This window comes from Bradyrhizobium sp. JR4.3 (genome assembly GCF_040547695.1).
Taxonomy (GTDB): Bacteria; Pseudomonadota; Alphaproteobacteria; order Rhizobiales; family Xanthobacteraceae; genus Bradyrhizobium; species Bradyrhizobium canariense.
Window position 1 is genome coordinate 48,986 of the sequence record NZ_JBEPQF010000044.1, and the last position, 6,735, is coordinate 55,720.

General features: G+C 58.7%; 4 protein-coding genes and 1 pseudogene. 3 read left to right on the plus strand and 2 right to left on the minus strand.

The features are described from left to right. Positions 1–289 precede the first annotated feature (289 nt). Both ABIB91_RS37270 and ABIB91_RS37275 read right to left on the minus strand, forming a co-directional pair. On the minus strand, positions 290–2,017 hold the full coding sequence (locus ABIB91_RS37270; RefSeq protein WP_354171821.1) for an MFS transporter: 1,728 nt from the start codon (positions 2,015–2,017) through the stop codon (positions 290–292). A 577-nt stretch (positions 2,018–2,594) separates the two neighbouring features. Then, the gene (locus ABIB91_RS37275; RefSeq protein ID WP_354171888.1) at positions 2,595–3,071 is read right to left on the minus strand and encodes an Lrp/AsnC family transcriptional regulator; all 477 of its coding nucleotides are present in this window, start codon (positions 3,069–3,071) and stop codon (positions 2,595–2,597) included. Positions 3,072–3,258: 187 nt separating this feature from the next. Between ABIB91_RS37275 and ABIB91_RS37280 the strand changes: the two genes are divergently transcribed. From ABIB91_RS37280 to ABIB91_RS37290, 3 genes and pseudogenes are all read left to right on the plus strand, one after another. Beyond that, positions 3,259–4,737 (plus strand): NAD-dependent succinate-semialdehyde dehydrogenase, encoded by a 1,479-nt coding sequence (locus ABIB91_RS37280; protein WP_354171819.1) that lies wholly within the window; start codon positions 3,259–3,261, stop codon positions 4,735–4,737. An 11-nt stretch (positions 4,738–4,748) separates the two neighbouring features. Continuing rightward, on the plus strand, positions 4,749–6,140 hold the full coding sequence (locus ABIB91_RS37285) for an aminotransferase (RefSeq protein ID WP_354171817.1): 1,392 nt from the start codon (positions 4,749–4,751) through the stop codon (positions 6,138–6,140). Between the two features lie 369 nt (positions 6,141–6,509). Next, positions 6,510–6,638, plus strand: a pseudogene (locus ABIB91_RS37290) (IS3 family transposase); the annotation flags it as partial. Positions 6,639–6,735 lie beyond the last annotated feature (97 nt).

A 6,735-nucleotide genomic window follows, 5' to 3' on the forward strand; every position in this document is an offset into this window, starting at 1 on the left:
GCAAGCAAGTCTGTATCGGTCCGTCGGACCCACGCGAATATTGCCGATTTGCTCAGAGATTCGCATCACGTTCATCTTACGTCTGGTAGCGCCTCGGCGTGCCGACGCATCTTCGTTATTGGCCGTGATGTACGACCTCTAGAACAGAGGCGCGATCGGCGGTTTCAAAGGTTGCAGCGCGCGGCAACCGCGGGACATTGATCAGTCACCTCCCGCAGGGACGAGGCGCAGATGTCGATTGGCGAGGCCGACAGTCTGCTGCGAATGACTTATTCGTAGCAGTTTCGCTTCAATCAGAAGCTTCAGCTCTCCTGGTTCTTAATGACTGAGTGCTACGATATCCCGTCGCGCTTGAATCGCCGTGCAAGACCTCGGTAAGGGAGCGGTCGAGCACGTCGTCAGTCCGGCGCATCGATCCGAACGGGCGCTCCAGCATGCGGCGGACGCGCACGGGCTCAGGGCCAATGTGGAGCGCCGTCGCCTGCCGGTCTAGCGCGCGCTCCGATTGTGTCGAGCGGTTTCGCTGGCGTAAGTAATCCAGCCATGTCGGGCAGTGATAACGCTCGGTCCATAGTTCGGGATCGGCGATGTCGCGCGCAATAGACCAGCCATAAGCGCCGTTGCGCTGGCGAAATAATTGTACATCGTGCATCACCTTGTGAAACGCCCGCGCATTCTCTTGCGCAACGCGATATTCGATCTCGACCACCAGGGGGCCGCTGCGATTGGTCAGCGGGAGGCGCACTTCGGGATCGGCCAGCACCCCGGCGTCCGCGCCCCGCGTGCTGATCCGCGGCATGGGCATCCACAACCCAAGCAGCGGTAAGAGCAGCATTAGCGCGGCGGAGATGAGTAGCGCTATCTCAACGCCAGCGGCATCGGTGAGCCGGCCCCAGGCCCAGCTGCCGATGGCAGCGCCTCCAGAGAACGCGGCTTGCCACGCCGCAAGCGACCGGCCCGCGACCCAGCGCGGTGCGGAGAGCTGCATGCCAATGTTGAACAGCGTCCACACTATCGTCCACACGGCGCCTGTTAAGACCAGCGCGGCGGCTGTGAGGACCGGCTCTCGGCTGAGCGCGACCGCCGCGATCGCGCCGCCCATGGACAGATTGCAGGCGCGCACCGCGGCTTCACCGCTCATGTGCTTGCGCACCTTACTGATGTTCAGTGCCCCGATCACTGAGCCCAGTCCGAGAGAGCCGAGCATGATTCCGTAAGTTTGCGCACCACCATTTAGCAGGTCGCGGGCGACGAGCGGCAGCAATGCCGTGATCGAGCAGCCTATTACGCCGGTTGCCATGGTGCGGGTCAGCACAATCTTGATGGAAGGCGAATTGGTGATGTACCGAACACCCGAGATGATGGCGCGGCGCAGCTGTTCGGGCGGTAGTCGCGACGGGGCGGCGACACGCTTCCAGAGGAACAGCGCCACCATTAGCGGTAGATACAGAAGCGCGTTGAGCGCAAACGCCGCGAATGCGCCTGCCGTCGCAACTACAATGCCGCCGATCGCAGGCCCGAAGCTGCGCGCGATGTTGTAGCTGATGCCGTTTAGCGCAACCGCCGCCGGCAGCTCCTCGGCGGGCACCTGCTCGTTGACAGAGGATGCCCAGGCCGGACCCATCAATGCCATGCCGCTGCCGACGACAAAGCAAAACACCAGCAACAGAATCGGCGTGGTAAGTCCGATCCAGTCCAGCACCGCCAGCACGGTCGCGCCGCAAAGCGCAATCGAAAGCGCAACGAGCGCAACGATACGGCGGTCATACATGTCAGCAATGGCACCTGCCGGCATCGCGATCAACATCACCGGTAGCATCAAAGCCGTCTGCACCAGCGCAACCTTGTCAGCCGAGGAGGTCATCTCCGTCATTGCCCAGGCCGCACCGACGCCCTGGATCAGGATACCCAGATTGGAAAACAAGCTCGCCAACCAGATGCGCCGGAAAAAGGGATAACGCAGCGGCGCGGTGATCCCCCCGACGCTGAGCGTCTCGGTCTTCGCCTGATCGGTCATCTTGGCTCCTGCCTCGCTTCCGATGGTGAGACTCTGGACCAGGCGAGCGATGCGTCGGAGAGCTTGGCCGCTACGGAGTGGGCAGGCACGTCTGGTAGGCCGACCACTTTCCGGAGTTCGACCGCGAAAGACCTATTTGGTCCGCTAATGCTCTGAGGGGGACCTACGATGCGGCAGTGTCCACCGCGCGCGCGAAAAATCGTCTCTCGTCTTTTGAGCCTCGACCGTCCCGCGCCTTGACTTGTCGACTTCATCGACATCGCGCTGTTCTCTGGATAGGCATCGAGCGTCATCAGGATTCTTAGCGCTTAAGCCGCACGCGGCTACAAAGCCCACGATCAACGACGACCGTGTGGTCGCCGACGGCAACTTCACGAAGAGAGCTCCGAATTGAGTCCAGTGTGATACTCGTGAATCTTAAATCTGCTTCGAACCACCAGCCTGAGATCTCTTCATCAGTCCCACGTGTTCACAAACCACAAAATAAACGAAGCATGGTGCGGATTTATTGCATTCTATGCGAGTGAACGATGAAAAAGCGCGCAAACACATGTTGCTGCGAGGTGACACATCCGCATCAATCCTCCGACGGAGTCTCAATTGGAATGGCAAAGCCGACCTTTACCCGGTCCATTACCACCATCGTCTTGAAGCCCTTGATATCCGGGTTCTCATAAAAGAATCGCCTGGTGAACTGCTCGTAATCATCCATGGTGCGCGCAGTGAGATAGAGGACAAAGTCAGCGTCGCCGGTGACGTAAAAACCATTGACGACTTCAGCTGACGATTTGATGGCCTTCTTGAACCTATCAATAATGTCTGCACGCTCGCGCTCCAGGCTCACGAGCACAAGCATCTGGATAGGTCTTCCTACCGCCTTCGCCGAAACGATCGAGACATCCGCCTCGATAATGCCGTCCGATCGCAGCCTCTTCAGTCGTCGTTGGCACGCCGTAGCAGAAAGCCCGGCCAGTTCGCCAATCACGTCAGAAGTCAGGCGGTTATTCTTTTGCACGATCTCAAGTATGCGGGCGTCTGTTCGGTCGTATTGCATCATTGGGCTCCGGGTGAATTTCGCCGCAAAACACCTGCGCAGCGCAGGAAACCGTCCGGCCGACGGTAAAATGCGACGCAAATATGTTTGCGACACTAGTATCCTGAATGACAAGTAGATTTCAACAAAAGGCTGCCGGGACTTTCAAATGGTCTTACAAACTGTTCGGCAACACAGAAGTCCGCATTTGACCGGGCTTGCTGCGAGGCATCTGCATGCCCTGCGTCGCCGCGACTTTGTCGCGGGAGACGCGCTGATCGACGGCCGCTGGATTGCGGCCACGCAAAGGGACCCTGTCGTTGATCCGGCTACTGGGGAAGAGATCGCGGATGTTGCTCGTTGCGGTGCCGCGGACATGGAGGGGGCGATCGCGGCAGCGCAGCGTTCCTTTACTGCGTGGCGAGAGCTATTGCCGGCGAATCGCGGGGCGATCCTTAGGTGTTGGGCGTCACTAATGCGTGACCATTCGGATGAGCTCGCCATCCTGGTCACGGGCGAGCAAGGCAAGCCGCTTGCGGAAGCGCGGCACGAGATTGCTTACGGCGCTGGGTTTCTCGAATGGTTTGCTGCAGAGGCTGAGCGGACATATGGAGAGACAATCCCAAGCCACAAGCCTGGATGCTTGCTTCAGGTGCGAATGCAGCCAATCGGTGTGGCGGCAGCGATTACGCCATGGAATTTTCCTGTCGCGATGATTACGCGAAAGGCGGGGGCGGCTCTAGCTGCCGGTTGTCCAATCATTGTGAAGCCTGCTCCCGAAACTCCGCTCTCTGCCCTCGCTGTGGCGAGGCTGGCTGAGGAAGCCGGAGTCCCGCGCGGCGTGCTTCAGGTGATTGTTGGAAACCCCATCGAACTTTCAGCGCCTCTGCTGCGCGATACGAGAATAAGGGCTCTTTCGTTTACCGGGTCTACTCAGGTCGGTCGTCTGCTCCTAGAGGGGGCGGCCGCGACAGTAAAGAAGGTGTCGCTTGAGCTGGGAGGGCATGCGCCCTTTCTCATCTTTGATGACGTCGACATCGCCAAGGCTGTCACGGGAGTCATGGCCGCAAAATTTGCGACGTCGGGACAAGATTGCTTGGCGGCTAACCGGATCTACGTTCAAAAGGGCATCTATGGTGCGTTCACCGACGCGCTTGCTGCGGAGATAGCCCAACTTAAGACCGGTCACGGGCTGAAGCCTACAACAGATATTGGACCAATGACGAAGTTCTCGGTGGCCGAGAAGTGCAGGCTTCAAATCCACGACGCAGCCGCAAAGGGGGCGCGCGTCTTCTCTGCAGAGAAAGACGAAGGTCTCGGTCCGAGCTTCATTGCTCCAACGCTGCTGAGCGACGTCACTGACGACATGCTGATTGCCCGTGAAGAGACGTTTGGCCCGGTAGCTGCTGTGCTTCCATTCGACTCTGAAGAAGAGGTGCTGGCCCGCGCAAATGCCAGCGAAATGGGATTGGCGGCGTACGTCTATACGGACAGCTTGCGCCGGGCGATGCGACTTTCTGAGAACATTGAGTACGGCATGGTCGGCATCAATACCGCTTCGTTCACCGGGCCACCTATTCCGTTCGGAGGGTGGAAGCAATCCGGTCTCGGTCGGGAAGGTTCGCGACACGGCATCGAGGAATACATGGAACTGAAGTATGTCTGCTTCGGCGATCTGGCGGGTTAGGAGAATCCAATATGACTGACATTAAGACCATCGCCGCGCTCGATCGCGCCAGTGTTTTGCATCCTTTCACCCAACTCAAGGATTTCGCCACTGGCAAGATGGGTGACCCAACGATCGTTACTGGAGGCAAGGGCATCCGAATCGAAGATGCGCAGGGGCAAACCTACATCGACGGCTTTGCTGGCCTCTACTGCGTAAATATTGGATACGGTCGGACCGAAGTAGCCGAGGCGATCGCGCGGCAAGCGTATAAGTTGGCGTATTACCACACATATGCGGCTCATACGACCGAAGAGCTGGCGATCCTGTCCGATCGCCTCATCCAAATGGCGCCGGGTAACCCCAGCAAGGTATTCTTTGGGCTCTCCGGATCGGACGCAAACGAAACTCAGGCTAAACTCGTTTGGTACTATAACAATCTACGGGGGCAGCCCAAGAAGAAGAAGATTATCTCGCGCGAGCGAGGTTACCATGGTTGCTCGGTCATTTCCGGTTCGATGACAGGAATGTCGTTCTACCATGATCACATGGACCTTCCCTTTCCGGGCATCTTGCACACGGGCGCACCGCACCATTATTGGGGCGCCGAGCTAGGCGAGACGGAAGAGTCCTTTTCTCACCGGCGTGCAGCCGAGCTTGAAGCGCTGATCGTACGAGAGGGACCAGAAACAATTGGTGCCTTCATTGCTGAGCCGGTGCTGGGCACGGGGGGTATTATACCGCCTCCTGCCGGTTACTGGCGTGAAATTCAGACGGTGCTCAGAAGGTATGACATCCTACTGATCGCGGATGAGGTGATTTGTGGATTCGGTCGAACCGGTGCCTACTTCGGCAGCACTCTCTACGGCATGGAGCCAGATCTGGTGACGGTCGCAAAGGGGCTGACATCCGGCTATATGCCGCTCTCGGGAGCAATCGTAGGCGAGAAGGTGTACGCCGTAATGGAAGAAGCCGCCGATCGAATTGGGGCGTTCTCCCATGGATACACGTATTCCGGACATCCGATCGCGGCTGCTGCTGCCAACGCGGTTCTTGATATCGTGGAGAATGAGCGACTAAGCGATCGCGCGAGGACGGTCGGATCGCACTTCCAAAAGCGGCTTAAGGAACGGTTTGCCCAGCTGGAAATCGTTGGAGAAGTCCGAGGCGTCGGCCTGCTCGGCGCCGTTGAGTTCGTTGCAGATCGGCAAACCAAGCGACGATTTGATCCGGAGCTCAAGGTGGGCGCCCGCATCTCGAAGGCCGCTCGGGATTTGGGGCTCATCGCACGAGCAATGCCGCACGGAGACATTCTTGGTTTTGCGCCACCGCTCGTGGTGTCCGAAGCTGAAATAGATGAGATTGTCGATCTGGCGTATCGGGCGACCAAGCAGGTGATGGATGAACTCGCTAATGTGAAGTGAGTGCAGAGGTGCGGTGAGTAATATCCCGGAAGTCCATCTCGGGCATCCTCGCGGGAGCTGGGATCCTGACGCAGAGGATGCTCACCGAACAACTTCACGCCGATTTCGGCCGGTGTGAAGATCGGGTTGCGCTGGGACCTCTACGTCACCCGGGGGCTGCGCCCGGGGACGACGACAGGCGCGGCCTTTATATTGCTGCACAGCGAGCGAAGCGAAAGGATAATCCCGAAGCTAGCGTCACGGGATCGTAAGGTGCGAAGTCGATCCCAGATTCCACATGGTGCCGCTGGTTCGAGCGCGCCGGGCGCGTAGGGAGGTTGGAACCGCCCCGGGATTGCCGGAGGCTCCAACTCTTGAGAGGATGGAGCCCTGACGAGCAAGACGACAAACAAATGTTCACCCGAGGTCCGGACCCGAGCGGTTCGGATGGTTCTGGATCACGCCGGCGAGCACCCTTCGCGCTGGGCGGCGGTGAACTCCATTGCGACCAAGATCGGCTAGGCGGATTCAATCGGTCGTCGCAACACCAATTATTTTCACTCATGACAGCAGTTCGTCAAGCGCCTCCGCTGGCGTTTTCCAGCCTAGTGTCTTT

What these genes read in the sequence shown, in the direction of transcription:
- ABIB91_RS37270 (WP_354171821.1), bottom strand. Translation starts at nt 2,017, where the DNA reads ATGACCGATCAGGCGAAGACCGAGACGCTCAGCGTCGGGGGGATCACC.
- ABIB91_RS37275 (WP_354171888.1), bottom strand. Translation starts at nt 3,071, where the DNA reads ATGCAATACGACCGAACAGACGCCCGCATACTTGAGATCGTGCAAAAG.
- ABIB91_RS37285 (WP_354171817.1), top strand. Translation starts at nt 4,749, where the DNA reads ATGACTGACATTAAGACCATCGCCGCGCTCGATCGCGCCAGTGTTTTG.